Raw genomic sequence first — 22,549 nt, forward strand, 5'->3', positions numbered from 1 at the left:
CATCAGCCGCGGCTGGCCTCCAGCGCCTGGCTCAGGTCGGCAATGATGTCATCGCTGTGTTCGATGCCGATCGACAGGCGCACCATGTCCCGCGGCACGCCGGCGCGTTCGAGTTCTTCATCGTTGAGCTGGCGATGGGTGGTGGAGGCCGGGTGGCAGGCCAGGGATTTGGCATCGCCGATATTGACCAGGCGCACCACCAGCTGCAGCGCATCGATAAAGCGCGCACCGGCCTCCTGGCCGCCCTTGATCCCGAACGACAGGATCGAAGCCGGCTTGCCTTCGGTGTAGCGCCGGGCCAGTTCGTGCTCGGGGTGATCGGGCAGACCGGCGTACTTCACCCAGGCGACCTGCTCATGGCCTTGCAGATAGTGGGCGACCTTGAGCGCGTTCTCGGTGTGCCGCTCCATGCGCAGGGCCAGGGTTTCCAGGCCTTGCAGAATGAGGAAAGCGTTGAATGGCGACAGCGCCGCGCCGGTGTTGCGCAGCGGCACCACCCGGCAGCGGCCGATAAAGGCCGCAGGGCCAAAGGCTTCGGTGTAGGTCACGCCGTGGTAGGACGGGTCGGGGGTGTTGAGCAGGGCGAAGCGCTCTTTGTTGTCGGCCCAGGGGAACTTGCCCGAGTCGATGACGATGCCACCGATGCTGGTGCCGTGGCCGCCGATGTACTTGGTCAGCGAGTGGACGACGATATCGGCGCCGTGCTCGAACGGCCGGCAGAGGATCGGCGTGGCCACGGTGTTGTCGACGATCAGCGGTACGCCATGGCGGTGGGCGGCATCGGCCAGGGCCTGGAGGTCGACGATATTGCCGGCCGGGTTGCCGATCGACTCGCAGAACACTGCCTTGGTGCGGCTGTCGATCAGCGCTTCGAGGGCGGCGATGTCGTCGTGGGCGGCAAAACGGGTCTGGATGCCGAAGCGCGGCAGGGTATGGGCCAGCAGGTTGTAGGTGCCGCCGTAGAGCTTGGCCACCGAGACGATGTTGTCACCGGCTTCGGCCACGGTCTGGATCGCGTAGGTGATCGCGGCCATGCCCGAGGCCACGGCCAGCGCACCGACGCCGCCTTCCAGCGCCGCCATGCGCTGTTCAAGCACGTCGTTGGTGGGGTTCATGATCCGGCTATAGATGTTGCCGGCGACTTTCAGGTCAAACAGGTCGGCACCGTGCTGGGTGTCGTCGAAGGCAAAAGAGGTGGTCTGGTAGATCGGTACCGCGACGGCCTTGGTGCTCGGGTCGGGGCTGAAGCCCGCGTGGATGGCCAGGGTTTCCAGCTTCATGCAATCGTTCCTTGAAAGTCGGGGGAAGGGGGCTAGAGCATGGAGCGGCCAGGGAGCGACGGTCAAGGCCTGCAGGCGCGGGCTTGCTACGCAATTTCGAGCTGCCTAGCCTGCCTTGCGCAAGGTCAGGTTGATCCGCCGGCTGCCCAGCACAGGGTGACTGCCCGGTTTGAGCGGCAGCACGCCATGAAAGCGCAGGCGGTCTGCGCCGCCCCAGACCATCACATCGCCATGGCGCAGGCCGATGCGCTGCGTGGCTTCGCTGCGGCTGTGGCCGCCGAACTGGAACACCGCCGGCAAACCCAGCGACACCGAAACAATCGGCTGGCTGTAATCGCGCTCATCGCGGTCCTGGTGCAGGCTCAGGCGGTTGCCCGGCTGGTAGCAGTTGACCAGGCAGGCATCGGGCTGAAAATTGGCAAAGCCTGCGGCTGCAGCGGCCAGCGCTGCCAGCTCGCTCAACGCCGCTGGCAGCGCTGGCCAGGGCTGCTGGCTGAGTGGGTCGACCGGGCTGTAGCGATAACCGCGGCGATCACTGACCCAGCCCAGCGCCCCGCAGTTGGTCAAACCTACCGCCATGTTCAGGCCACCGGGGGTGACCATGTGCCGAAACGGCGCGCAGGCGATGACCTTGCGCAACTCAGGCAGCAGCGCCTCGACCCAGGCCAGGGCAAAGCCGGGCAACACCACGGCCTGCTTGCCGATCCATTGCGGCTCGGCGGGGCTGGCGGGGTTGAACAGGTCCAGTTCGGTTTGCATCATAAGCAGCAATCTGGGCAGCGGATGGTGTGTAGAGCCTGTATAGTAACGCGCTTTGGCGCCTGTGCTGTCACCCTGTTACTTGCGCGCAAAGCCCGCACTGCAGGGCGCCCGAAGCCCCTCGAAGAAAAAAATAAAACTTTTTGAATTCAAGGGGTTGCCAGAGCAGGGGAATGAGTACATAATTGCGTCCATCGAAAACGAGGCACGAAAAAAGCCTAGCGTTTTCAAGGAGATAGCAGTTTTAGCAAGTTGTTTCCTTAAAGAGTTGTACATGTTTGAGATCGCAGTTTCAGGGTCTCGGGCATTTGAGGCCGAGTAGCAAAGTGGTTATGCTCCGGATTGCAAATCCGTCTACGCCGGTTCGATTCCGACCTCGGCCTCCATTATTGAAAGCCCCGCAGATTAACGTCTGCGGGGTTTTTCTTTGTGGGTCGGAAAGTGCGTCAGTCCCAAAACAAATAGACAGCGGTCCCAAAACTTCCTTACTTGGAGGGCTTTGCGATGGCGCCAACGCGACGGTAAACGCGCTCTGTGATCCCCTCTTTCGAGTGCCCGAGTAGTACGCTCGCATCGCTCAGATCGTTGATCTCAGATGCCGCCTTCGGTCGGATGTCCCTGAACTGGAACTGGGAAATTCGATTGGCAAGGTCAGGCTTCTTCCCCAGCTCTGCTTTCACCCGAGCAGCCTCGCGCGCATCCGCCCACCGGTTGCGCAGCATTGGCCAGCTCATCCGCTTGCCGTGCTCGTTCACGATGAAGAACGGGGACAAGTGTTCGCTGGTGCGCCGCATGATGCGCTCGAGCAGTAGCCCAAGGCTGTTCTTCAGCTCATCCGCTTCCAGGACGATCCTCAATCGCTTGCCGGTCTTGCCTTGGGAGACCAGCAGGTAGATCCCTTCCATGTCGTCCTTCCTCATGGACAGCACGTCTGACGGCCGCTGGCCGGTTAGGTAGGCCAGATCCATCGCATCCCTCAGCTCCTCGGGAGCCTCTGCATACACCGCCTGCCAAACAGTTTCGTTGGCGTAGAAGTCGCGCGGCTTTTCCTTGTTCTTTCTCACGCCCAAGCAGGGGTTGTCCCGGGTTGTGAGGCCCCACTCCCTTGCTGTATTGAAAACATGTGAGAGCAGGGCGATCTCTCTGTTCGCACGGGTCTTGGCTGACCGCGAGTCGCGATACTTGGCAATCATCGCCGGCGTGATTGCATCGATGGGCGCCGAATCAAAGACTTCACGCAACTGCTTGAGCTCGTAGATGTTGTCCTTTTGCGTCCGCTGCGCCTTGCCCGGGATGATCTTCAGCAGGTACTCATCGAAAATACCCTTCATCGTGGTCAGCTCTTTGGGTACAGACTTAGCCTCAAGCTCCGCCCATTTCAGCTTGGCCTTTACGAGATCGGCTCCAAGGAATATGTCCTTGCCAGACTTGTCGCGGTAGTACAGTGCTTCCCACACCTTGCCGTTTGCTCTCGTTCTTTTACGGCGATACATTCCAGGTGGTAAGTCGCGGTTTTCGGTCTTCCTTGGTCGCATTTCACTTCACTCGGGAAAAATCTGGTGTCCAAGCCGGCGATACAGGCGGCGCCGAAGTCGGCACCACCTCTACAACGTTTCCGGCCAATTTGATGCGTGCGTACTGACGGCCCACCAAGGGGCGACCTCCGCGGCTCTCGACATAGTGCCAGCCGCGCTCGTTAAGCCAGCGGCGCTGGTAGCCCCTGGCCTTGTAGCCGGTCAACTCGGCCAGTTCTTTCTCCGAGAGAATTTCGGTTTCCATGGGATAGGCTCCACGCCGCGCATGGCGGCAGAGGTGGGGAGGGGTTAGGTTCGGTGCTTGATGATCAGCTCGCCGGCCTTCGTCAGCGCGTGGCCAACTTCAGCGGCGCTGCCGCGGCTATCAAGAATTGCGTGTTCTAATTTCGAATTGGTTCAAAGAACCGGAATAGCGATGTAGCCGTTCGTCCCCCCGTATGCCTTACTTAATGGTCAACAAAGGGGAACGAGATGCGCACCAGAGGTAAGGCCTATTGGGAATGGGCAGACCCAACGCTTCACTGCCGAACTCATGAAGAGGAGCTCAGTGGTGGGGCAACTATCGATGTTCAGGTCAGGCTGTCCCGGGCAGGCGTTACCCAGTTGTTCATAGGGGTGTATTCAGCATCTGGGATGGCGCTCCATGAAGAGGGCATCGACTGCCGCTCTAATGAATCAATGACTCGCGCCCTAGCCTGGAGTGTGGGCAAGGCTCGGCACATCGCCGAGGAGGGTGTTGCTCAGTCGCCGATGCGTGCTCGGAAGGCCTGACTCAATGCGCGGAGTACAAATGTACTCCTTGGTTATTCACACTGAGCGGCGAGCATGTTCAGGCGCTGGAAGCAGGTGCGCGTCGGCACTGGCCGAACGGTCACTTCGACCTCTACGCTTCCTGAACTCATAGGCCATGCTGCGCAGATTGGCTAGACCTTCACGCAGATCATCTCTTGCTGCATCAACCGCATGTTTTAACTCGCCGTCGCCGTCATCACCGCCTTCCGACTCCAGCATCTGGGCAAGGCTGTAGGCCTTATAGTCGGCCAGAACCTGGTCGGCAGCGTCAGCAAGAAAGCCCGCATGCTCAATAGCGTAATCTCTCGCATCTCTCTCCGGCTCGCCCTGGTGCTGGGCGGCTGGCGCATCAAGCAGGTCCTGCCAGAACTCAGCATGAGGCGACGGATAGGGATGGGCTTGGTACTGCAGCAGCTTCACCAGGCGCTCAACTTCATCACGCGGCACGCTGACCATCTGTTCGGTGTTGCTGGATCGGTTTTCTGTGGGCATGGGGATACCTCATGGGCAGCTATAGTTAAGGATTCATGGGGAGGTAATGGCTATGGCTACTTTCGTTATCACTGCAAGACGCCCCGAACATGGACCGCTGATGGAGCTTCAGGGACAAGAAACGCATGGTTACGTGGCCGACACTTTGCCCGGAGTATCTGCAGAGCTTCAGGTCTTTGCCGTACCTCAAGTACTGGAGATGATCGAGGGCGGAGATACCTTTTTGTTGGCGTTTGGCCCGTTCGATTCGAGGGTCATTGGCGGCCGGATCATTCCGGATGGCAAAGGGTCACTTACAGAAGAGCCGGATGAGCAAGGTAGGCGTATTGCTGACCTCGATACGTTCTGAGGGTAGGAAGGCGATCATGCGGCTTTCAGCAGGGCCTCGATGACACGCTGTCCTGCCAGCGGCGGTACGGCATTGCCGGCCATGTGCATGGTCAGCCGGTGGTTTTCCGGGCGCAGGGTGTCAGCAGGGAACGACATCGCGGCCAGGGCCTCTTTGGCGCTGAGCATCCGCATCCGGTCGCCATCGACCAGGGCCCAGCGGTCCAGAGTGGTGATGGTGCCGATTGGGCGGTTGATGTCGCGGCCGGTGGTGCCTGAACCTTTACCGTAGTAGGGCATGATGAACCGTTCACCGAAGCGTTCGCGACCGTTGCGCACCCGGTCGAGCGTGGCCTGGGCTCGGCCCGGCTTCTCAATTGACGACCATCGCCCGCCATCGAAGTCGAGAAAGCTCGCTGCCGGCACATGTCGTTCCTGTGGCAACTGAAGCATCAGCGGTGCCTTGCTGCGCGTCAGCACCATGAACAGGCGCACCCGGTGCTGCGGCACGCCGAGGTCGGCGCAGTCCACGATGTGTGGCGCGGCCTGGTAGCCCAGCGCCTGTACCGCTGCAAGCCAGGCCGGATAGAGCACCCAGTCGGTGAACTCTGGTACGTTCTCGATCACTGCGGCCGGCGGCCGGTGAACCTCAAGCGCCGACACCGGCGCCCAGGCCGTCGAGCGCGAGGCGTCGTGCTCAGGGTTGCCCGACTTCTTGCCCCGGGCCTTTGCGTGGCCTTGGCAGCAAGGGGAGGCGAGCAGGATGTCGTGAGAGGGCACCTGCTCCCAGCGCGCTTGGTGCAGGTCTTGGCAGACGTGCTGGGTGTCGGGGTGGTTGGCGCTGTGCCATTCAACGGCTACCGGCCAGTGGTTTGCCGCCCAGAGAACCTGGACGCCTGCGGCGCGCGCGCCGGTGCTCCATCCGCCGAGGCCGGCGAACAGGTCGATTGCTGTGGGCATGGGGGCTCCTGGAAGTATGTTAGGGTTGTGCAACCTCTAGAAGAGCAGGCATTAAATGAATACAGATCACGATATTGCAAAATACTATTCTGGTTTTATTCGCTCTATCAGCTTTGATAACTGCAGCAAATACCTTTGGGGTGAAGGTACAGCTTTTTTTGTTCGCTATAAGGAGGCAACGTACCTCATTACTGCCGCTCATAATGTTAAGAAAGATGGCGAGAATCTATTGAGTGACCTTTTTATTGCTCTCGAAGGAAAAGTAGGGCCGGTTCCTTTTGATGTTTGCATGTTCACAAAATTTGATGATGAGTGTGAGGATTCCGGTGACTTTCTTTTCTGTCGAGTTGATGATGATAAAGCTAGGTCGGTTGGTGTGACCGGGTTGCGAGAGCGGGCAATCAACATCGTCAGTGAAGATGAAGTTGAAATTGCTGAAGGTGCAGTGCTACGATTGGTTGGTTATCCGACTCAAGGCAATAGGTACGACTGGGATAAGAAAATTGTCCATAATCATATGCTGATCAAAGATGGTGTCAACTCATCATCTTTGCTGGGGAAAAACTTTGGTAAGCTCAATGGCACTCCTTCAGAGAGTGATTTGAGTGGGATAAGTGGTGCGCCGATTTTCGGGATGATTAATGGCGACCAGACGTGGGTGGGCGTGGCGATACGAGCAAGCCAAAAGTCTGGAACTGTGCATTACATAAAGTCACATTTGATAGTGCGCGCTTTAGTGTTTTGGCATGAAGGTTTCAGTAACACTAGGTTTAAGCTCTGACTGCAGCCAGGTTGTCTTGGAGGTCTTCCTGACCTCAGCCAGCGCTACGTCGGCGGTCATGTCGAGAACTGCGAATGTGCTCATGGGGCTCTCCGTATCAGGCCGCGCCGATTTGTAGAGCCTCCTGGCCACCAGTGGCCAGCCCCGGATTGAGCTCCACACGTTGACCGGCTAGCAGCCCGGCAATTTGGGCATCCAGATCGAGTTCGACCTCGCGGGTTTTTCTGGCCTTGCTAATCTCTCTTCCCGACAGGTACTGCTCGATCAGGGCTTTGTCTTTCTCTTCGACCGCCACCAGTTCGCGGCCATTCGAGTGCTGGCCGATGGCGAGATCCTCTTCACCCCGGGGCACCAGTTCGTGAATTTTGTTGTGCACTGCCGACACCCAAGCCAGCGCAAAATGATCTCCAGCAGTTTCAGGTGAATAGGAACTGCGTTGCTTGCCAGCTCGCACTTGCGACACATACTCACGCCGGGCCTGGGTTAGTTTGGTCAGCAGTGCTTCGTAGGCATACATAGCGATCTGCGGGGCTGGGCTCACTCCAACGAACAATTCGCGGTCCATGACGCGGCTTGTCGATTTGCACCAACTACGCCTGGAGAACGACCGAACTCCGAATGCCTCTCCAACGATTGAGCCCAGATGCTGGTCCCAAGTTGGCCTGCGCTTGGCCCTGGCCTTCTCCGACTCGACTTCGCCCACATCGCTCAGGTGCACGTCCATTTCGGTCAGGCGGTACTCGCGCATCAGCGCCTGCGCCTGACGCATGGCCGTGGCTGCCTCGTTCTCGTTCGAACTTTTCGAAAGGGCAAGGCAGCGTTTGATCTTGCGGATGACCCCTTCGAGTTTGCTTTCGTCGTGCTGTTGCTCGGTCATTTTGTGGTCCTTGCGTGCAGGCGCCGCCCTCGCCGGGGTGGCAAAATTTAGATGGTTGAGGTATGTAGTTGGGGGTGGGTGGCCATTTGCCGCCCTGGCTTGATCGCGCAGGAGATCCTATGGCTAAGAAAGGTGATGAAGTCCAAGCAACAACAGGGCTGACTTGTGGTTTAGTAATGCCGATTTCAACTATTGATGGTTGTACTGCGGAACATTGGGTAGAGGTTAAGAATATAATTTGTGATGCTGTAGCAAGTATTGAGGATGTTGTTTTTTTACCGCGCTTGGTAAGCGAGCAAGACGATGTTGGCGTTATACAGAAGCGCATTGTTCAGAATATATATTCGTCAGATATAGTTGTCTGTGATGTGAGCTGCAAAAACGCAAACGTAATGTTTGAGCTCGGCATGAGGTTGGCATTTGATAAGCCAACTATTCTGATCAAGGATGACAAAACTGACTTCTCATTTGATACTGGGGTTATTGAACATCTGGTATATCCGCGAGATCTCCGTTTTTCTCGAATTGTGTCATTTAAGAAGTCTTTGGCGGATAAGGTCTTGGCAACTTATCTTGCATCCAAAAATGACCCGGCGCACTCAACTTTCCTGAAAAATTTTGGTAGCTTTAAAGTAGCGTCAGTTGATCAGACAGTAGGGACTCCTGATCAAGTTATGCTTGATATGATGCAGGATTTGTCGAGAGAGATTACGAGGATTGGCCGAAGAATAAGTTCAGATAGTTATGTGCCTGCATCGGTGGCTCACGATCGAGCTGCTGGCGAATTTGTGTCTGAAATGATTTCCGTAATTAACGGGTACAAGGAGGCAAATCCTGGTGCTACATTTGACACCTGCATAAATAACGAGAATTTCTATAACTATATTTTTGATAACTCTACCGTTCCCGTGAGGTATGCAACCTCTGCGCAGTTTAAAAAGGCTGTAGATGGATTTTGTAAGGCTAACTTCCACCTATTCCAAAGTTGATCAAGTAACATCTTCTTTGAGAAAATCTGGACTAAGCATAGCGCTGGGTTTTGCATCGCAGTGCCGTCAACGTCGTCGCCCGGGTAGCGCTTCAGCTCCGCCACTGCTACTACCACGCAAGCCTCTGGGCGGGAGGTTGATCCATTGCTGGCGCCGAACATGCTGGACGCGGTTCATGAGCTTCAAGGTCTGTCGCTCCAGCGCGGAAAGTCGATTCCGTTTTCCTCGGCCAGGCGCAAAAGGTAGTGATTGCTGATGCCGAGTTTCTTGGCGACGAAGTTCCGGCTCAGGCCAATGCCGCTGTTTGTTCTGATCAGCTCGACCAGCTTGGCTTTCTCTTCGACCTTTGCCTGGCGGGCAACTTCGCGGCGCTGGCGCTCTTTGTCGCAGCTCTGGAAGAAGATCCCGGCCTCCTTGGCCAGACGGTGCAGCTCCATGCGACTCATGTCGAGGGAGCGATAGGCTTCGTCGAGGGTCAGGGTCTTCGCCGCCTCCCGAGCGCGCTCTACCAGTTGGCGCTTCTGCGTGGCAGCATCCCGGGCGGTTGAGTCGCCTTCGGCGTTATGGCTGCCGTGGTGTGGACGGCGAGGGCGGTATTCGAAGGCGGGCAGTTCGATTGGCTGCCTGCCACCCGCAAAGAACTGGTCAATGCTGGCGCTGAGCTGATCCAGCACCTGCTGGCGCTCATTGGGGATAGGGCCGCCGATCATTGCCGCCCAACCAGCTTGCGCGTTGCAGCTGCCTCCAGAGCCTGAGCGAAGTTCACTGCTGCCCGGTAGCTGAAGCAGAAACCCTTGGTCTTGCCGGTGGCCAGCTCCACGATGTGGTAGGCCTTGGCCTTTGTGACGACCTGGTAGCGGATGCTCTGCACCGGAGCCGGGCGCCCGATCTTTGCGAAGAACTCAGCAGTGGAGAGGGTGGTGCGGGCGCGCAGGTCGGCAAGGCCGCTTACACGCTCTTGCATGGCGGATTGCATGGTGTCTTCCTCTGTTGGGATCAAGCGTGCAGGTCGAAGGATTCGGCCTTGCGGATGATTCGAACTTGGGCAATGCGGCGCTCTGGCACGCGGCGGTCGCGGCGCATCGGGTCGGTGTCGCCGATGACTGCATGCATGGCCATCAAACCGGCCAGTAGGATGCACATCGGGCTGATGATCTGGCGCTTCATTGCCTCGGCGACTAGGGCGGTGCGCCTTTGAACGCCGAGCTTGAACATGGCCGCGCTCAACCGTTTCACAACGGTGCCAGGGGCTATGTCGACTAAGCGGGCAATCTCTTTTGCGGTCATGCCTTGGGCCACGGCCAGCAGGCATTCCAATTCACGCGGAGCCAGGCCGCGCCCAAGGAAGCCCTTCCATGAGCCGCTGGTGATCGTTTCCATGATGAGTTACCTGGGCAACGTGTCGGCCGCCGCCCATGAGCTGCTGACCTATGGGGGTGTGCTGTGGCTGTAAGGACGGCAGAGGACTACCACGGGCAATTGCGCGCGCTACTGCCCCCGGGCCCGGCCTGGGACCGTGAGCTTAACCCGCAGGTTGACGCGTTGTTGGCTGCCGCCGCCCAGGAGCTGGCCCGCGAGGATTTGCGGGTGGCGGACCTGCTGACCGAGAGCGAGCCGGACACCGTGCGCGAGCTGGTACCGGACTGGGAACGGGTCATGAAACTGCCCGACCCGTGCCTGGGCGAGTCGCCGACCTTCGATGACCGGCAACTGGCGGTGCGTCGCCGGCTGGTCGAGGTCGGCGGGCAGACGCCGGCGTACTTTGTCGAGCTGGCTTTCAGCCTGGGTTACACGCAGGCCCGGGTGGTCGAGCACCGCGCGCCACGCTTTGGCCGGTCACGCTTTGGCGCCGCGCACTTCGGGACGTGGACCGCCCAGTTTATGTGGACCCTAGAAACCGGGCCGCGCCTGCGCCTTGGGCGCCGCTTTGGCGCGAGCTACTGGGGGCAACGCTTCGGGACGAACCCAAGCGGTGCCCTGGAATGTGTGATCAGGCGTTCGGCGCCGGCGCACACCCTCGAATTCATTCAATACGGATAAACCCTGATGGACTACCCCAAGAGTACGCCCGGCGTTGGCCTGGTGGACGGCAAGTTTGTGGACGAAAACCCAACCCTCGGCCAGATCGGTTCGCTGATCCCGGCGCATTGGGGCAACGCTGTCACGGAAGAGATCCTGAACGTGATCCTCTCGGCCGGCATGACGCCGACCGAAGGCGACTTGAGCCAGCTGCTTAAGGCGATTCAGACCATCACCGCGACCGATGCCAAACGTTCGGTGCGCTGCGCGACCACGGGGCCTATCGCCCTGAGCGGCCTGCAGAACATTGACGGCGTGAGCGTGCTGGCCGGCGACCGGGTGTTGGTGAAGAACCAAGCCAACGCCGCACAGAACTGGATCTACACTGCCGCTGCCGGGGCCTGGGTGCGGGCTCAGGACGCCAACGAAAGCGTTGAATGTATCCCGGGCCACCTGGTGCCTGTGCAGAGCGGCACGGCCAACGGCGGTACTACCTGGCAGCTGACCAACCTGGTGCCGCCGACGTTGGGCAGCACCCCGCTGAACTTCGCCCCGGCCTTGGGGCGTACTGGCGTGGCTGCAGGTGAGTACACCAAGGTCAAGGTAGCTACTGACGGCCGCGTAGTGAGCGCTTCGAGCCCGGACACGCTCGCCGGCATGGGCATTACCGATGCCTTGAAAATTGGCCAAGTGGGCTTGGATGCAACGAAAGCACCGGCACTGGCTGACTTCAAGGCAATTGTGCCGGGTGGTTTCTACCAGGCAAACGGTGCGGCGACGTCGGCGCCGACGCCCAACGCTCCGGCTGGAACGGGCTCGGTGCTGCTGGGGGTTATTGCCAGCACGCCGCGTGCCGACATGACGAACTTCATTGTTTTTGAATACGGGCACCGGGTCTGGTTTGGCGAGTTCGCCAAGCCCCCGGGAGGCCCCGAGTCAATGAAGTGGTCGCGGGCACTGACTATCGCTGACCTGGAGGCGATCAATGCCGTGCTGGCCAGCAAGGCACCGATCGACAGCCCGAGCTTTACCGGCGCACCGAAAGTGCCGACCGCTGCAGCAGCGGCGAATGACACCCAGATTGCGAACACCGCCTGGGTTAAGAGCGTGATCAATAGCGTGATCGGCGCCGCCCCTGGCGCACTCGACACGCTGGTCGAGTTGGCAAATGCACTGGGCAACGACCCAAACTTTGCCACGACAATGACCAATGCGCTGGCAAGTAAGCAGCCGATGGATAACACCCTGTCGGCTCTGGCAGCGCTGAGCACAGCAGCAAATCAGATCATTTTCAGCACCGGGGTCGATCAGTTCGCTATGGCGCCGCTGTCGGCACTGATGCGCGGGCTTCTCGGCGCCGCTAATACCGCAACCGCGCGGGACACCCTGGGCGCTGCAGCGGCGTCGCACAACCATGCCATGGCGGACATCGCAGGCCTGGCTGCAGCACTCACGGCAGCCAGTGGCATGAATCAGGGGCCGGTCGATCAAGACCCCAACCTGGCTGTGAATCAAGTCATTTTGACCAATCACGCCAACACGCCGGATGACAAGCACTACTGGCATATCACTACGACGTTTTACGGGTACCTGGCCCCGGGAGCGAACCGCTCTCAATTGGCCATCCAGTACGACCAGGGTAATGCCGTCTATGCCCGTAGCTGCTACGGGGAGCAGTGGAATACCTGGACGCGGCTCGACAACAACACGCCACCTGGCACCATTGTTTATTTCGCCTCGAACACTCCGCCGCCCGGCTATCTCAAGGCGAACGGTGCGGTGATCAGTCGAACCACCTATGCGGCGTTGTTCGCGGCAATCAGGGTGTTTGGCGGTGCCGGCGATGGTCACAGCACCTTCAACGTACCGGACCTACGCGGAGAGTTTATCCGCGGCTTCGACGATGGGCGTGGTGTTGACCCGGGGCGCCTAATTGCCTCAATTCAAACCAGCCAGAACGCAAGCCACGTACACGGCGGTACGGTTTCCGCTGCCGGTGGGCATGGCCACTCTGTAAGCGGTACCGCCACGGCCGGTCCAAACGCCGCTGATCGAGTGGGGGTGGGCGGCTTCGGCAGCATCGCCCCGGGAGAAACCGCTGCATCGCTGGCGGGCAACACCTCTGGGGTTAGTGCATGGAGAAACTTTACTTCTTCTGGTGGTAATCACGCGCACCCCGTGGTTGGCACTGCGGCTGCTGTTGAAGACCACGTTCACGGCGTAACGATTCATGCAGATGGCGGCAGCGAAGCGCGTCCGCGCAACATCGCACTGCTTGCCTGTATCAAATACTGAAGAGGCCTCTAATGGACGCTCCAATCATTTACAACGCACACCCTGAAACCCTGCAGTACATCGGTCAGGGTGTGGCAGATCCGGACCCGCTCGATGCCGAGCACTGGTTGATTCCGGCGTATGCCTACCTCGATACGCCGCCCGAGTCCGTGCCCGGCCATGCCGTGGTTCGTGATCTGGCCCGAAGCGTCTGGGCCCTGGTTGAGGACAACCGGGGCACCGTCTACGAGGTGGCCACCGGCAATGCCAAGGAGCACAGCGCCCTTGGCGAGCTGCCTCCCGAACTGACCCGCCAGGAATACCCAGGCGAATTCTATTACTGGGACGGCGCCGCCTGGGTACTGGATACCGTGGCGCAGAACGAGAGTATCCGCACCAAGGGGTTGGCCTTGCGCGACGAGAAGTTGGCCTATGCCTCGACTCGCATTGCGCCCCTGCAGGATGCGGTAGACCTCGGCGAGGCATCAGCGCATGAGCAGGAAGCGCTGCTGGCCTGGAGGCGCTACCGCATCGCCCTGAATCGCCTGGACCAGCAGCCCGATTACCCCTTGTCAATCGACTGGCCGCCAAGCCCCGAGGATGCTACCGCGCCGCCGCCACAAGAGGCGGAACACGCCCAATAAGCCCCGCACTGTCGGGGCTTTTTCTTATCTGGAGTAAATGTATGCGAACTTCCCAACGAGGCCTCAACCTCATCAAATCCTTCGAGGGGCTGCGTCTGCAGTCCTACCAGGACGCCGTTGGCGTGTGGACGATCGGCTATGGCACCACGCGCGGCATCAAACCTGGAATGTCGATCACCAAGGACCAGGCCGAGCGGATGCTGGCCAATGATGTGCCGCGTTTCGAAGTGGAAGTTGAGCGCCTGGTGAAGGTGCCGCTAACCACCAACCAGCATGATGCCTTGATCAGCTTTACCTACAACCTGGGCTCGGCCAATCTTGAGTCGTCGACGCTGTTGCGTCTGCTGAACAGTGGAGACTATGCAGGCGCTGCTGAGCAGTTCCCGCGTTGGAACAAAGCCGGTGGCAAGGTTCTGGCTGGCCTTGTTCGCCGGCGTGAGGCTGAGCGGAAGCTCTTTCTGGAGGCGGCATGATCAGTGCGCGCACGATTGGTGCCGCGGTTTCGCTGGCGCTGGTTGTCTGGGCGCTCTGGGGAGCTTACGAGCACGGGCGTTCGACCATGGATGCGGAATGGCAGGCTAAGAGCGAGAAGCAGGCCAATGAATTCCAGGCTGAACGAGAGGCCGCTGCTGTGGCGGTGATCAACTGGCAGGACGCAGAGCAGTCCCTGCGCCGCACCCTTGAAGATCGGCTACAGGCCAACGATAAAACCCACCATCAGGAGCTAACCAATGCTCAAGCAACCCAGGCTCGCCTACGCGATCGCCTCGCTACTTCTGATCTCCGGCTGTCAGTCTTACTCGCCGCCCCAGCCCAGGGTAGTGGTTGTGGGATGTCAGCCACCACCGCCGCCGGCGGCTTGGTTCATGGAGCCAAGAGAGGAGAACTTGACGCAGCGGCTGCTCAACGAATTGTCGCCATCACCGATGCCGGTGACCAAGGATTGATTGCCCTGCGAGCGTGCCAGGCCTACGCACGAGGCATCGGGAAGTAAGCAGTAAAGAGACTGCTTTCGACCCAAAGCGGGCTTTCGCGAAGGGCAGCAATCGGCCAATAGCTGCCACAGATCAAAGGCTGAACCAGGCAGATTAGCGTCCCTCTAGACACCTGCCTATTCGATTCAAATAGACCAAGTCGTCAAATAGTTGCTCACCAATGCAGAAGGCATCGGCGTGCCGTTCTTCAAGCACAAAACCGCATTTTTCTAACACACGACATGACCCGATATTTCCATCGGTAACGACGCCCTTGAGTGCATCCAAACAAAGAACATCTCGGGCATAGCTGATCACTGCTTGTAGAGATTCAGAACCATACCCTTTGCCTTGAAATTGCGGGAGCAACATATAGCCGACTTCAGCTGTCGAGCCGGTCGGCTCTGCCAGCTTCAGACCTGTCACACCGATAGCTTCTTGGATATGTGGATCGAACATGACGAGGCATAGCCAGTGCGTTGAGCCGGGCAACCACAGGGGCAGCCTTGACTCGAACCTTTCGCGGACTTCGGATTGTGTTTGCGTATCGCAGACGTATCGGGTGACACGCTGATCGCCGTGCAGCGCGAGGAACAGCGGCCAGTCATCTTCGATTATCTGCCTCATGTTTAAACGCTCACTGTGTAGCTCCACCGCGCCAATCTCCCTATCTAGTCGGCCCAAGAGGTAATCAATCAGTTTTTCGCCTGTTGATGATCGCTTTCTGCATGCCTTGAATGACAGCTATGGGTCGAAAGCTGCCATTCGCGACAGACCGCTTTCGACCCAAAGCTGCCGGTGGCGAAAGGAAGCAATCGGCCAAAAGCGGACTGCCTACCCTATTAATAAATCCGTCCCCTTTCGGTCTTTACCACTCCTTACCTGCTCGCCCCCATCTCACTCATGGTTATATGGGGGTTATTATTATTTACTAAGACTATCTAGTTGGATTTTTAGTCGCTCAAGCTCCTCTCGTAATTCTAGGTTTTCTTTTTCTAGCATCTTTGTCCGAATAGCTTTTTTATTTGCGTTGCCGGGAATTGATAGCAGCGTTTCAAGCTCATCCTTGTAGGGCATTATTGGCTGGTAAAGCTGGTGGTATGCTCTGCCAACTGCGCCCCTGTAAAGCTGTAATTCTGGACTATTGTCCCCTACTAGTAGAGTATGTCGGGTGGCGATTCCAGGGTATGGATCAATGAATACAATTTTGCTGATTCCAAGTTGGTATGCTTTCTTGGAGCAGAGTTCGCATGGGCTGGCTGTAGTAAATAGTATCCCGTTCCTAAGCTTAATTCCGCCATGCTTTGAAATCTGAAGGAATGCATTCTCTTCCGCGTGTAGTGAGCGTGTGTGAACTTGGTTTTTTTCACCGTCTATTTCATTTTGCATGTCTTTAAAGCAAAAAGATAAATTGCGACCTTCCAATAAGGGTGATTTTCTTAGCTTGTCAAATTTCCCATGTAGAACATCCCTAAATTTACTATCATTTCTTTCATATTCGCTGTATGCATGAGTGTCCTGGCCAAGTAGTAAGTCTTCGGCATTTCTGAGAAGGCATGGTACTTGCCCTTGTGGCGTGTTGTTCCATCCAACTGACTTGACGGAGAATTCCTCGTCAGTTACAGCTGCCCCCACCTGTCTTGATATGCAGCCAGAACTTTGCTTCACCGTGTAAGCAATTTGCATGCAGCTTTCTAAAGAGGTTGGCATCACCAAGCCTGGGTGCTGTATTAAAGAAATATACCAGGCAAGCTGGCATTTCAGTTCAACGTTATTAAACTGTTCTTTTCTAGGGTTGTGTATGTGAATGTCGGATATTTCTATGCACTTTTGTATGTTTTGCGAGATAAATTTGCTATACCCGGCAAGTTTGCTTGGGTACTCTTTTTCATCAAGCTCTTTTATCTGGGATTCAGAAAATTTGTGCGTGCTGCGGAGGTGGGCTAGTCTATTTTCATTTTCTGTGTTTATTGATACTAGATAAAAACCAGCGTAACGCTCTTTAAAAAATATTGCTTCGTATGGGTTTCTGATGGCGTCAACCACAATGAAGCAGGACTCATTGTTTTTTCGGGCTACATGGTGTGCGGATTTTATTATTTTGTTTATAGTTCTTGGGAAATGAAAGACTTTTGAATCGTCAAATTTAGAGCTGTTTACCTGCCCTGATGCTCGAATATTGTCCCCTGCACTCTGGTATATTTTTGTGTATGCATCTATCGAGATGTTTTTTAGGGATTCTCGTATTTTGTTTGAGAAGTCTGGTAATCTTTTGAAGTAAAAATCGAAAGCAAATTCTTGCTTGGCTTCTATTTCGTCAAGTGTGTTTTCAGGGCTCCTAAGATACTCAGATATTTCAATATGAAGATCGTCGTATTCTTCTTTTATTTCTCTCATGGTTTCGGAGATTGTATTTATATCTCTAGACATTACGTCAGAAATAAAGCGGCAAAATTCTGAAAAATTTAGTGCGAGAATGTATCTGGTTATGACCGTTCTAACTTGAAGACACTTAAATGGCTGCCATCGGTGCTCAATAAATTTTTTGATTATTCGATGTTTTCTGAGCTCATTATTTGTGATTCCGGAATAGGCATTCTCTGGGAGCTCAATGGAGGCACTACAAAGAATTTCTGCTGATGTAGAGCAGCCTGAACCAGTTCTTCCCGTCAAACCAATTACAACAAATCTTTTATTCTCTTTGTAAACGCTTCCAATAGCTCTGGATGACGGGTTTCCTGAAAGTTCTGACATATGGCTCTCCATGCATGGATTTTTGTGAGGGGGCTATCAGCTGTTGTCTAGGTTGGTTGTGAGTCCGTAAGATAGGTTGAGCGTAGCGATACCTATCAATAATGGCTATCTGAAATTATCACTGCTGCGCTCACCAGCTGCGTCATCGACCTCCTCTCCATTCGCCCAATCCTTGGACCGAAAAGGGGACACATTTGTTATAGAGCAGGCAGTCTGCTCCTGGCCGTTAGCTGCCCATCCTGAAAGGCAGCTATGGGTTGTGGATTCAACCGGTCATGACTGACCGCTTTTGGCCGAAAGCAGACATTGGTGATCGTCACTGGTCTTGCCGCCCCACAGCAAGGCCTGAATCGCTATTGGCCTATACTGCTTGATCAAATTACTGGAGCGGCGAGCGTGAAGAAGACCCTGACGGGAGTTATCGAGGCCGGCGAGCCCCTGATTCAGCAGGCCATCGATGCGCAGCGGCGATACCACGCAGCCCAGGACTCAGGTCGGCCTGCCCAGGAGGTAGAGCGCTTGCGCTTGGAGGCCGAGTCGCTTTATCAGGCCGTCACCGAGTACCAACTGCGATCACTTAGCGGGCCCGCACGCTCACTGCAATGAGCTCGCTTCACCTCCGGCCGTCTGGCGCCGACGGCATGCCGCCGTAGGTGGAAGGGAAGCCGCCGATCTGCCGATTCTTCAGCTCTGTGTTTTCCACGAGGGCGTCAGAAAGCTCCCAGGTCATGCGCTCGATTCTGGCATTGAGCTTGGCGATCTCGGCGGCCTGGGTCTGATGGATAGCCATCAGCTTCTCGATGTTCTCCCGGGCCCGGTCGAGCTCGTGCCGCAACTGCTCGCACTCGGCTTCGACCAGGCGCGCATGCTGGCGCAACATTTGAACAGGCGTGGGCATGCCCAGCGCGAAGCTGTCGTCTTCAATGATCACGGTGCGGCGCATTAATACTGTTTGGATATACAGTTATCGAGGCAGGGTAGTTCTGACTAGATTTGGGGGACGAGCTGCAGGTGGGAGAGGGGGATGTGTTCGGTCGGCAGAACGCCGGAGGATGGGTGAAAATCAGTTCCAAAACTCAAGCGGGACACCCTTGTAGAATGCGGCTTCCAGGGGTGTTGAAACTCGGAAGTTCTGGAACTGAAAAGCGGCTGAAAGCCGCAGCGGGCGGGTATCTTGCTATCGGATTGCAAATCCGTCTACGCCGGTTCGATTCCGACCTCGGCCTCCATTATTGAAAGCCCCGCAGATTAACGTCTGCGGGGTTTTTCTTTGCGCCAGAAAAGGAGTCAGGATGAGAGGTCTAGAGAAATTCGTATCGCTTCAATTCTTGCTTACAGTGGCTTTCATCGCGCTGGGTGGCTACCTACATGGCGCCGGCAAGGTCGGGTTTTGGGGCATGTTCACAATCATGATGTTGCCGAACATCGCTTTTGCTGTGCACCGGCGTGTCCAGCGCCGCAAGAGCGCTTGACGGCCCCGGCCTCTGCCAGGAGTGTCATGGCACAAGCGAGCCGATAATGCCGTCTCGCTCCAGCTCTTCTAAAGAGCAATGCAGTGGCTTACGGTGCGTGCCCGAATTTACCCCGCAGTTCATCCTCGATCTTCTGGCAGGCAGCGCTGATTATGCTGCGCCCATTGGCAGGCCCCGTGTAGGACGCTTCGCGTTCGCGGCAGAGGTCAATTGCAGCTTGCGCTTCGGACTGTTCCTTGCTTTCAGGTGAGCTTGCGACAAATGCGCCGAACCCAAGCAAAACAATGCCAAGAACAACAACCGTAATGCCTGTCTTGGCAAAGACGCCTATGGTTTTCTTGCTCAGGTCGGCATGGCAATGCCTGCAGCGTCGCGCTTGCGCCTTGATGGTTTCAGCGCAGAAGGGGCATTGTTTTTCGGATGGCTGCAATCTTGATCTCCTTATCAGGGCGGCCATCCTACCCCCAGGCAGCCCCTGAATCAAAGCGCCGCATAGACCAGCGATGACAGCCGGCTAGGGCGCGGATCGATCATCGTATGACTGCCCGAGGTGGTGGTGACAAAACCAAAGCTCACTTGCCGTTCGGGATCGGCGAAACTTATCGGGCCGCCAAGCCCGATATGGCCAAAAGTCTGCGGGCCCATGGCGTGGGAGGCCGTCGGGTCGCGTTGCTGCTCAAGCATGCAGCCCAGTCCGTAACGCATTGGCCGCATCCAGACCCGATCCATGCCATGACTGTGTTCTCGCCTGAACTCATTGAGCAGTTCGCGCCCGATGAAGTTGCCTGCCAATAGTGCGCTGTAGAAACCGGCCAGGCCGTGCGCGGTGCCATGCCCGCACACACCCGGTTGCCGATAGGCCCACCAGCGCGGGTCGCTGGTGCGTTTAGGCACCATGCCGGGGTTGGTGAAGGCGAAGGTCGCGATGTGCGTTGGCTGGTTTTTCAGCACGGCGCGCAAGCCTTGCGAGTAAGGGTCACCGACCCGCCCCCTGGCGCTGTCGAAACGGGCGATACGGTGAAAGTGTTTTTCGTCGACGCCAAGGTGAACGTCCAGGCCATGGGGCTGCAGAATCTCTGCGTGGATAAAGTCGCAGGGGTCTCGTCCGTCCACCCGCCGAATCAACTCGCCGAGAATCCAGCCAAAGGTGGTGGTGCCGTAGCCCAGGTCGGTTCCCGCTTCCCACCAAAGCGGCTCGGCGGCCAGAACCCGGACCATATGCTCCCAGTCATACATCATGGCGTTATGGTCGGGGGCGCGTAGCGCCGGCAGGCCTGCGGTGTGGCTCATCACTTGGCGCAATGTGACCTTTGCCTTGCCATTCTGGGCGAACTCAGGCCAGTAACGGGCAACCGGCGCATCGAGCTCCAGCTTGCCCTGTTCAACCAGCATCAGTACCGCCACCGCGACATAGGGTTTCACCACGCAGAAGGTGTTGGCCAGCGTGTCGCGGGTCCAGGGCCTGGTGCCTTCCTGGTCCGCCACGCCGGCCCACAGGTCGACAACCATCTCTCCGTCAATCTGCACGCAGAGCCCGGCCCCGCGCTCCTGCGGATCATCAAACATGTCCTCGAAGGCCTGCCTGACCGCGTCGAACTGACTCGCACATATCCCTTGCGCTTTCATATTTCACACTCCTTGTAGCTGAACACCATTACCGAGGGCCAAAACATTGATGGCGCAGCGTCGGCCGCCGCCATCAACCCCGCGAGCGAGTTTGAGCGTGGTTCATGGAAAAACGGTTGGCTCGTTTGTAAGTGCCGAAGTCATTGAAGCGCACACCCGCCTCGGCCATGACTTTATGCGCATACGGTGCGGTCATCTGGCGAAGATAAAATGGGTCTCTTACCACGAAATGGTGAATGCTGTGGGTGCTGCCGAAGTTGAAGCAGAACAACTGAAACGGCCACAGCCACCACGGGTTCATTACCTGGGTTTGTTGCAGCGCATTGCGCGGAGCGACATCGCCATAATAGTGCATGTTTGAACTTATAAAGAACAGGCAAAACTGCCGTATCAGGTTCGGCGCGATAAGGATAACCACGACGCTATTAACGACATCCATCAGTGCCAGGGTTGCCGCAGAGCGGTGAACTTCGGCGCCGATGATTGACCCCAGCCACCCATACAGGTGATAGCCGAGAAATACGTACCAGCAGCCCCAGTACAAAAGCCCGAACGGTGTATTGAGGCGAATAATTTTGCCTAACAACCTTACCTTTTGGCGCCATCCCGGCGCGAAGATCGCATTTAAAAATCCAAATATAAATCCATCCATCAGTTTCAACAGCCGCAATACGCCCCACGGGTTGCCACTGGTGGTGATCCATGCTTCGACATCCGAATCCGTGCCGGACTCCTTGTGATGATGAAAATGCAGGCTGCGCCTTAGCCACGGGCTGGGCATTCCTGGCCGGGCCAGCCAGCACATGAACATCATGGCGTTATGGGCCAGCGGCTGCTTTCTGAAATAAAGGCGATGAATCAGATCATGTTCAATTTCGTGTATGAACGACGTCAACAGCGCGTTGATTAAAATACACGTCCATGCCGGGATAAAACCCTTCAGGTAGAGCCCGCCGGTAACCACCATTCCCACCAGGGAAAATACCATGACACTCGCGCCCAAGGCACTTTGATACTGCAAGATCGGATAACGCTTGCGCAGGTAATTACCATGCTCGGTAATGCGCCGGGTTACATTTTCAATTTTTTCCTGGTCGGTAATTGACTGGTCAGTTTCGACGGTGTTTTCCAAGGCATTCATCCCTGTGTCCTCTGTTTACGTCGGGGAATTGCGTGTGCACGGTAAAACAGGCGCATTCGCACTCGCCGCGTGAATGGACGCGGCTCATTCAAGAACTGCGAAATCGACGGTGTGGCAAAAACTTGTTAGGATCATTTCAAGCTTCAAAATGATAAGGTAAGTTTAAGTCTTTGCAACTGTGTATTTTGGGTGGGCTAAGTGTGACAGGCGTTTGTGTAAGGATTTGATGATTTAGTTACAGTTTGTATAAGTTTTGAGTACGGCGTACAGCTAATGCCAAGGAGGCACCATGAGATTGCACCGCATCAAATATCTCCGGCTCTCTCTACAAGACGCCGAGGGCCGCGTAGAGAAAAGAACCAGCCATGATGTATTTGACGCCGTGTTTTGCGATGAACCTACGGACAATGCCGCCAATCGTGCAGGCCTTGAAAAGCTGTTTCGCTACATACAGGGCGGGGATACTGTGGTAGTGGACAGCATGGCATCGCTCAGCTCCAGTACCGAGCAGCTGTGCACGCTGATTCGACAGTTGGTTGAAAAGCAGGTAACGCTGGAGTTTTTGAACGAAAGCCTGGTGTTCCGGCATGACGATCTGGAGGTTGTACGGCCTATTATTTCGGTAATGGAGGCACTTGCAGAGTTTGAACGCGTTGTGGCCAGGGAAAAACAGGCAGCCGGTATTGCCGCTGCCAAAAATCGTGGATCTTACAGTGGGCGCAAGAAGAAACTGTCTGACAATCAGGTTGTAAGTTTAATTGACCGCGCCGGTGCAGGAGAAAGTAAATCCAAATTGGCGCGTGATTTTGATATCAGCCGTCAGACACTTTATCGGTACTTGAAATCGACCTAG

The 22,549-nt window shown here is 56.7% G+C and carries 27 protein-coding genes and 1 tRNA gene; 12 read left to right on the forward strand and 16 right to left on the reverse strand.

Annotation, left to right across the window (positions count from 1 at the left end):
• Positions 1–2: 2 nt before the first annotated feature.
• Entirely contained in the window at positions 3–1,280 is a 1,278-nt protein-coding gene (locus ACZ9A3_RS07970; RefSeq protein ID WP_123567679.1) for a bifunctional O-acetylhomoserine aminocarboxypropyltransferase/cysteine synthase, read from the reverse strand.
• Between the two features lie 105 nt (positions 1,281–1,385).
• Positions 1,386–2,042: a DNA oxidative demethylase AlkB gene (gene alkB / locus ACZ9A3_RS07975; RefSeq protein WP_258597476.1), complete on the reverse strand. Its 657-nt coding sequence runs from the start codon at positions 2,040–2,042 to the stop codon at positions 1,386–1,388.
• A gap of 309 nt (positions 2,043–2,351) precedes the next feature.
• Between alkB and ACZ9A3_RS07980 the strand changes: the two genes are divergently transcribed.
• Positions 2,352–2,425 (forward strand) — tRNA-Cys (locus ACZ9A3_RS07980).
• Between the two features lie 99 nt (positions 2,426–2,524).
• Here the strand turns inward: ACZ9A3_RS07980 and ACZ9A3_RS07985 are convergent.
• Positions 2,525–3,574 (reverse strand): phage integrase, encoded by a 1,050-nt coding sequence (locus ACZ9A3_RS07985; RefSeq protein ID WP_476252345.1) that lies wholly within the window; start codon positions 3,572–3,574, stop codon positions 2,525–2,527.
• A 1-nt stretch (position 3,575) separates the two neighbouring features.
• Positions 3,576–3,818, reverse strand: a complete 243-nt coding sequence (locus ACZ9A3_RS07990) for a DUF4224 domain-containing protein (RefSeq protein WP_476252346.1) — start codon at positions 3,816–3,818, stop codon at positions 3,576–3,578.
• 227 nt (positions 3,819–4,045) lie between these two features.
• Here ACZ9A3_RS07990 and ACZ9A3_RS07995 point away from each other — a divergent pair, with 227 nt between their 5' ends.
• A complete protein-coding gene (locus tag ACZ9A3_RS07995) occupies positions 4,046–4,345 on the forward strand; it encodes a hypothetical protein (protein WP_476252347.1) in 300 nt (99 codons plus the stop codon).
• 36 nt (positions 4,346–4,381) lie between these two features.
• Here the strand turns inward: ACZ9A3_RS07995 and ACZ9A3_RS08000 are convergent, their stop codons facing one another.
• On the reverse strand, positions 4,382–4,858 hold the full coding sequence (locus tag ACZ9A3_RS08000) for a hypothetical protein (RefSeq protein WP_476252348.1): 477 nt from the start codon (positions 4,856–4,858) through the stop codon (positions 4,382–4,384).
• 52 nt (positions 4,859–4,910) lie between these two features.
• Between ACZ9A3_RS08000 and ACZ9A3_RS08005 the strand changes: the two genes are divergently transcribed.
• Positions 4,911–5,207: a hypothetical protein gene (locus ACZ9A3_RS08005; RefSeq protein ID WP_476252349.1), complete on the forward strand. Its 297-nt coding sequence runs from the start codon at positions 4,911–4,913 to the stop codon at positions 5,205–5,207.
• A 14-nt stretch (positions 5,208–5,221) separates the two neighbouring features.
• Here ACZ9A3_RS08005 and ACZ9A3_RS08010 read toward each other — a convergent pair whose 3' ends face one another.
• On the reverse strand, positions 5,222–6,145 hold the full coding sequence (locus ACZ9A3_RS08010; protein WP_476252350.1) for a DNA cytosine methyltransferase: 924 nt from the start codon (positions 6,143–6,145) through the stop codon (positions 5,222–5,224).
• A gap of 55 nt (positions 6,146–6,200) precedes the next feature.
• Here ACZ9A3_RS08010 and ACZ9A3_RS08015 point away from each other — a divergent pair, with 55 nt between their 5' ends.
• Positions 6,201–6,926: a hypothetical protein gene (locus tag ACZ9A3_RS08015; protein ID WP_476252351.1), complete on the forward strand. Its 726-nt coding sequence runs from the start codon at positions 6,201–6,203 to the stop codon at positions 6,924–6,926.
• A 97-nt stretch (positions 6,927–7,023) separates the two neighbouring features.
• Here the strand turns inward: ACZ9A3_RS08015 and ACZ9A3_RS08020 are convergent, their stop codons facing one another.
• Positions 7,024–7,803, reverse strand: coding sequence for a DUF2786 domain-containing protein (locus ACZ9A3_RS08020; RefSeq protein ID WP_476252352.1), 780 nt, complete (start codon positions 7,801–7,803; stop codon positions 7,024–7,026).
• Between the two features lie 119 nt (positions 7,804–7,922).
• On the opposite strand from ACZ9A3_RS08020, the gene ACZ9A3_RS08025 reads away from it, so the two are divergent.
• Positions 7,923–8,792 carry a hypothetical protein gene (locus tag ACZ9A3_RS08025; RefSeq protein ID WP_476252353.1) on the forward strand — a complete coding sequence of 290 codons (870 nt, stop codon included), beginning with the start codon at positions 7,923–7,925 and terminating at the stop codon, positions 8,790–8,792.
• A gap of 182 nt (positions 8,793–8,974) precedes the next feature.
• On the opposite strand, the gene ACZ9A3_RS08030 is transcribed toward ACZ9A3_RS08025, so the two are convergent.
• Genes ACZ9A3_RS08030 through ACZ9A3_RS08040 form a run of 3 tightly spaced genes read right to left on the reverse strand, consistent with a single transcriptional unit; the run spans position 8,975 to position 10,172 of the window.
• On the reverse strand, positions 8,975–9,502 hold the full coding sequence (locus ACZ9A3_RS08030; protein WP_476252354.1) for a hypothetical protein: 528 nt from the start codon (positions 9,500–9,502) through the stop codon (positions 8,975–8,977).
• On the reverse strand, positions 9,499–9,768 hold the full coding sequence (locus tag ACZ9A3_RS08035; RefSeq protein ID WP_150776802.1) for a hypothetical protein: 270 nt from the start codon (positions 9,766–9,768) through the stop codon (positions 9,499–9,501). The genes ACZ9A3_RS08030 and ACZ9A3_RS08035 overlap by 4 nt, the downstream gene beginning before the upstream one ends.
• 20 nt (positions 9,769–9,788) lie before the next feature.
• Positions 9,789–10,172, reverse strand: a complete 384-nt coding sequence (locus ACZ9A3_RS08040) for a response regulator transcription factor (protein WP_476252355.1) — start codon at positions 10,170–10,172, stop codon at positions 9,789–9,791.
• A gap of 63 nt (positions 10,173–10,235) precedes the next feature.
• Here ACZ9A3_RS08040 and ACZ9A3_RS08045 point away from each other — a divergent pair, with 63 nt between their 5' ends.
• Genes ACZ9A3_RS08045 through ACZ9A3_RS08065 form a run of 5 tightly spaced genes read left to right on the forward strand, consistent with a single transcriptional unit; the run spans position 10,236 to position 14,723 of the window.
• The gene (locus ACZ9A3_RS08045) at positions 10,236–10,832 is read left to right on the forward strand and encodes a YmfQ family protein (protein WP_195883552.1); all 597 of its coding nucleotides are present in this window, start codon (positions 10,236–10,238) and stop codon (positions 10,830–10,832) included.
• 6 nt (positions 10,833–10,838) lie between these two features.
• On the forward strand, positions 10,839–13,106 hold the full coding sequence (locus ACZ9A3_RS08050) for a tail fiber protein (protein WP_476252356.1): 2,268 nt from the start codon (positions 10,839–10,841) through the stop codon (positions 13,104–13,106).
• Between the two features lie 11 nt (positions 13,107–13,117).
• A complete protein-coding gene (locus tag ACZ9A3_RS08055; protein ID WP_476252357.1) occupies positions 13,118–13,729 on the forward strand; it encodes a tail fiber assembly protein in 612 nt (203 codons plus the stop codon).
• Between the two features lie 41 nt (positions 13,730–13,770).
• Positions 13,771–14,202 carry a lysozyme gene (locus tag ACZ9A3_RS08060; protein ID WP_401291454.1) on the forward strand — a complete coding sequence of 144 codons (432 nt, stop codon included), beginning with the start codon at positions 13,771–13,773 and terminating at the stop codon, positions 14,200–14,202.
• The gene (locus ACZ9A3_RS08065) at positions 14,199–14,723 is read left to right on the forward strand and encodes a lysis system spanin subunit (RefSeq protein ID WP_476252358.1); all 525 of its coding nucleotides are present in this window, start codon (positions 14,199–14,201) and stop codon (positions 14,721–14,723) included. Before ACZ9A3_RS08060 ends, ACZ9A3_RS08065 begins: the two co-directional genes overlap by 4 nt.
• A 94-nt stretch (positions 14,724–14,817) precedes the next feature.
• On the opposite strand, the gene ACZ9A3_RS08070 is transcribed toward ACZ9A3_RS08065, so the two are convergent.
• Both ACZ9A3_RS08070 and ACZ9A3_RS08075 read right to left on the reverse strand, forming a co-directional pair.
• Entirely contained in the window at positions 14,818–15,330 is a 513-nt protein-coding gene (locus ACZ9A3_RS08070; protein ID WP_213570595.1) for a GNAT family N-acetyltransferase, read from the reverse strand.
• Positions 15,331–15,627: 297 nt separating this feature from the next.
• Positions 15,628–17,457 carry a hypothetical protein gene (locus tag ACZ9A3_RS08075; RefSeq protein WP_476252359.1) on the reverse strand — a complete coding sequence of 610 codons (1,830 nt, stop codon included), beginning with the start codon at positions 17,455–17,457 and terminating at the stop codon, positions 15,628–15,630.
• Positions 17,458–17,853: 396 nt separating this feature from the next.
• On the opposite strand from ACZ9A3_RS08075, the gene ACZ9A3_RS08080 reads away from it, so the two are divergent.
• On the forward strand, positions 17,854–18,063 hold the full coding sequence (locus ACZ9A3_RS08080) for a hypothetical protein (protein ID WP_476252360.1): 210 nt from the start codon (positions 17,854–17,856) through the stop codon (positions 18,061–18,063).
• Between the two features lie 7 nt (positions 18,064–18,070).
• On the opposite strand, the gene ACZ9A3_RS08085 is transcribed toward ACZ9A3_RS08080, so the two are convergent.
• The 4 genes from ACZ9A3_RS08085 to ACZ9A3_RS08100 all read right to left on the reverse strand — a co-directional run bounded on the left by ACZ9A3_RS08085 (position 18,071) and on the right by ACZ9A3_RS08100 (position 21,696).
• The gene (locus ACZ9A3_RS08085; RefSeq protein WP_476252361.1) at positions 18,071–18,388 is read right to left on the reverse strand and encodes a hypothetical protein; all 318 of its coding nucleotides are present in this window, start codon (positions 18,386–18,388) and stop codon (positions 18,071–18,073) included.
• A gap of 629 nt (positions 18,389–19,017) precedes the next feature.
• Positions 19,018–19,359: a hypothetical protein gene (locus ACZ9A3_RS08090; RefSeq protein WP_213601616.1), complete on the reverse strand. Its 342-nt coding sequence runs from the start codon at positions 19,357–19,359 to the stop codon at positions 19,018–19,020.
• A gap of 50 nt (positions 19,360–19,409) precedes the next feature.
• Positions 19,410–20,555, reverse strand: a complete 1,146-nt coding sequence (locus tag ACZ9A3_RS08095) for a serine hydrolase domain-containing protein (RefSeq protein ID WP_093384033.1) — start codon at positions 20,553–20,555, stop codon at positions 19,410–19,412.
• A gap of 73 nt (positions 20,556–20,628) precedes the next feature.
• Entirely contained in the window at positions 20,629–21,696 is a 1,068-nt protein-coding gene (locus tag ACZ9A3_RS08100) for a fatty acid desaturase (protein WP_258597479.1), read from the reverse strand.
• 289 nt (positions 21,697–21,985) lie between these two features.
• Between ACZ9A3_RS08100 and ACZ9A3_RS08105 the strand changes: the two genes are divergently transcribed.
• Positions 21,986–22,549: a recombinase family protein gene (locus tag ACZ9A3_RS08105; protein WP_093384026.1), complete on the forward strand. Its 564-nt coding sequence runs from the start codon at positions 21,986–21,988 to the stop codon at positions 22,547–22,549.

The organism is Pseudomonas sp. TE4620, assembly GCF_056279045.1.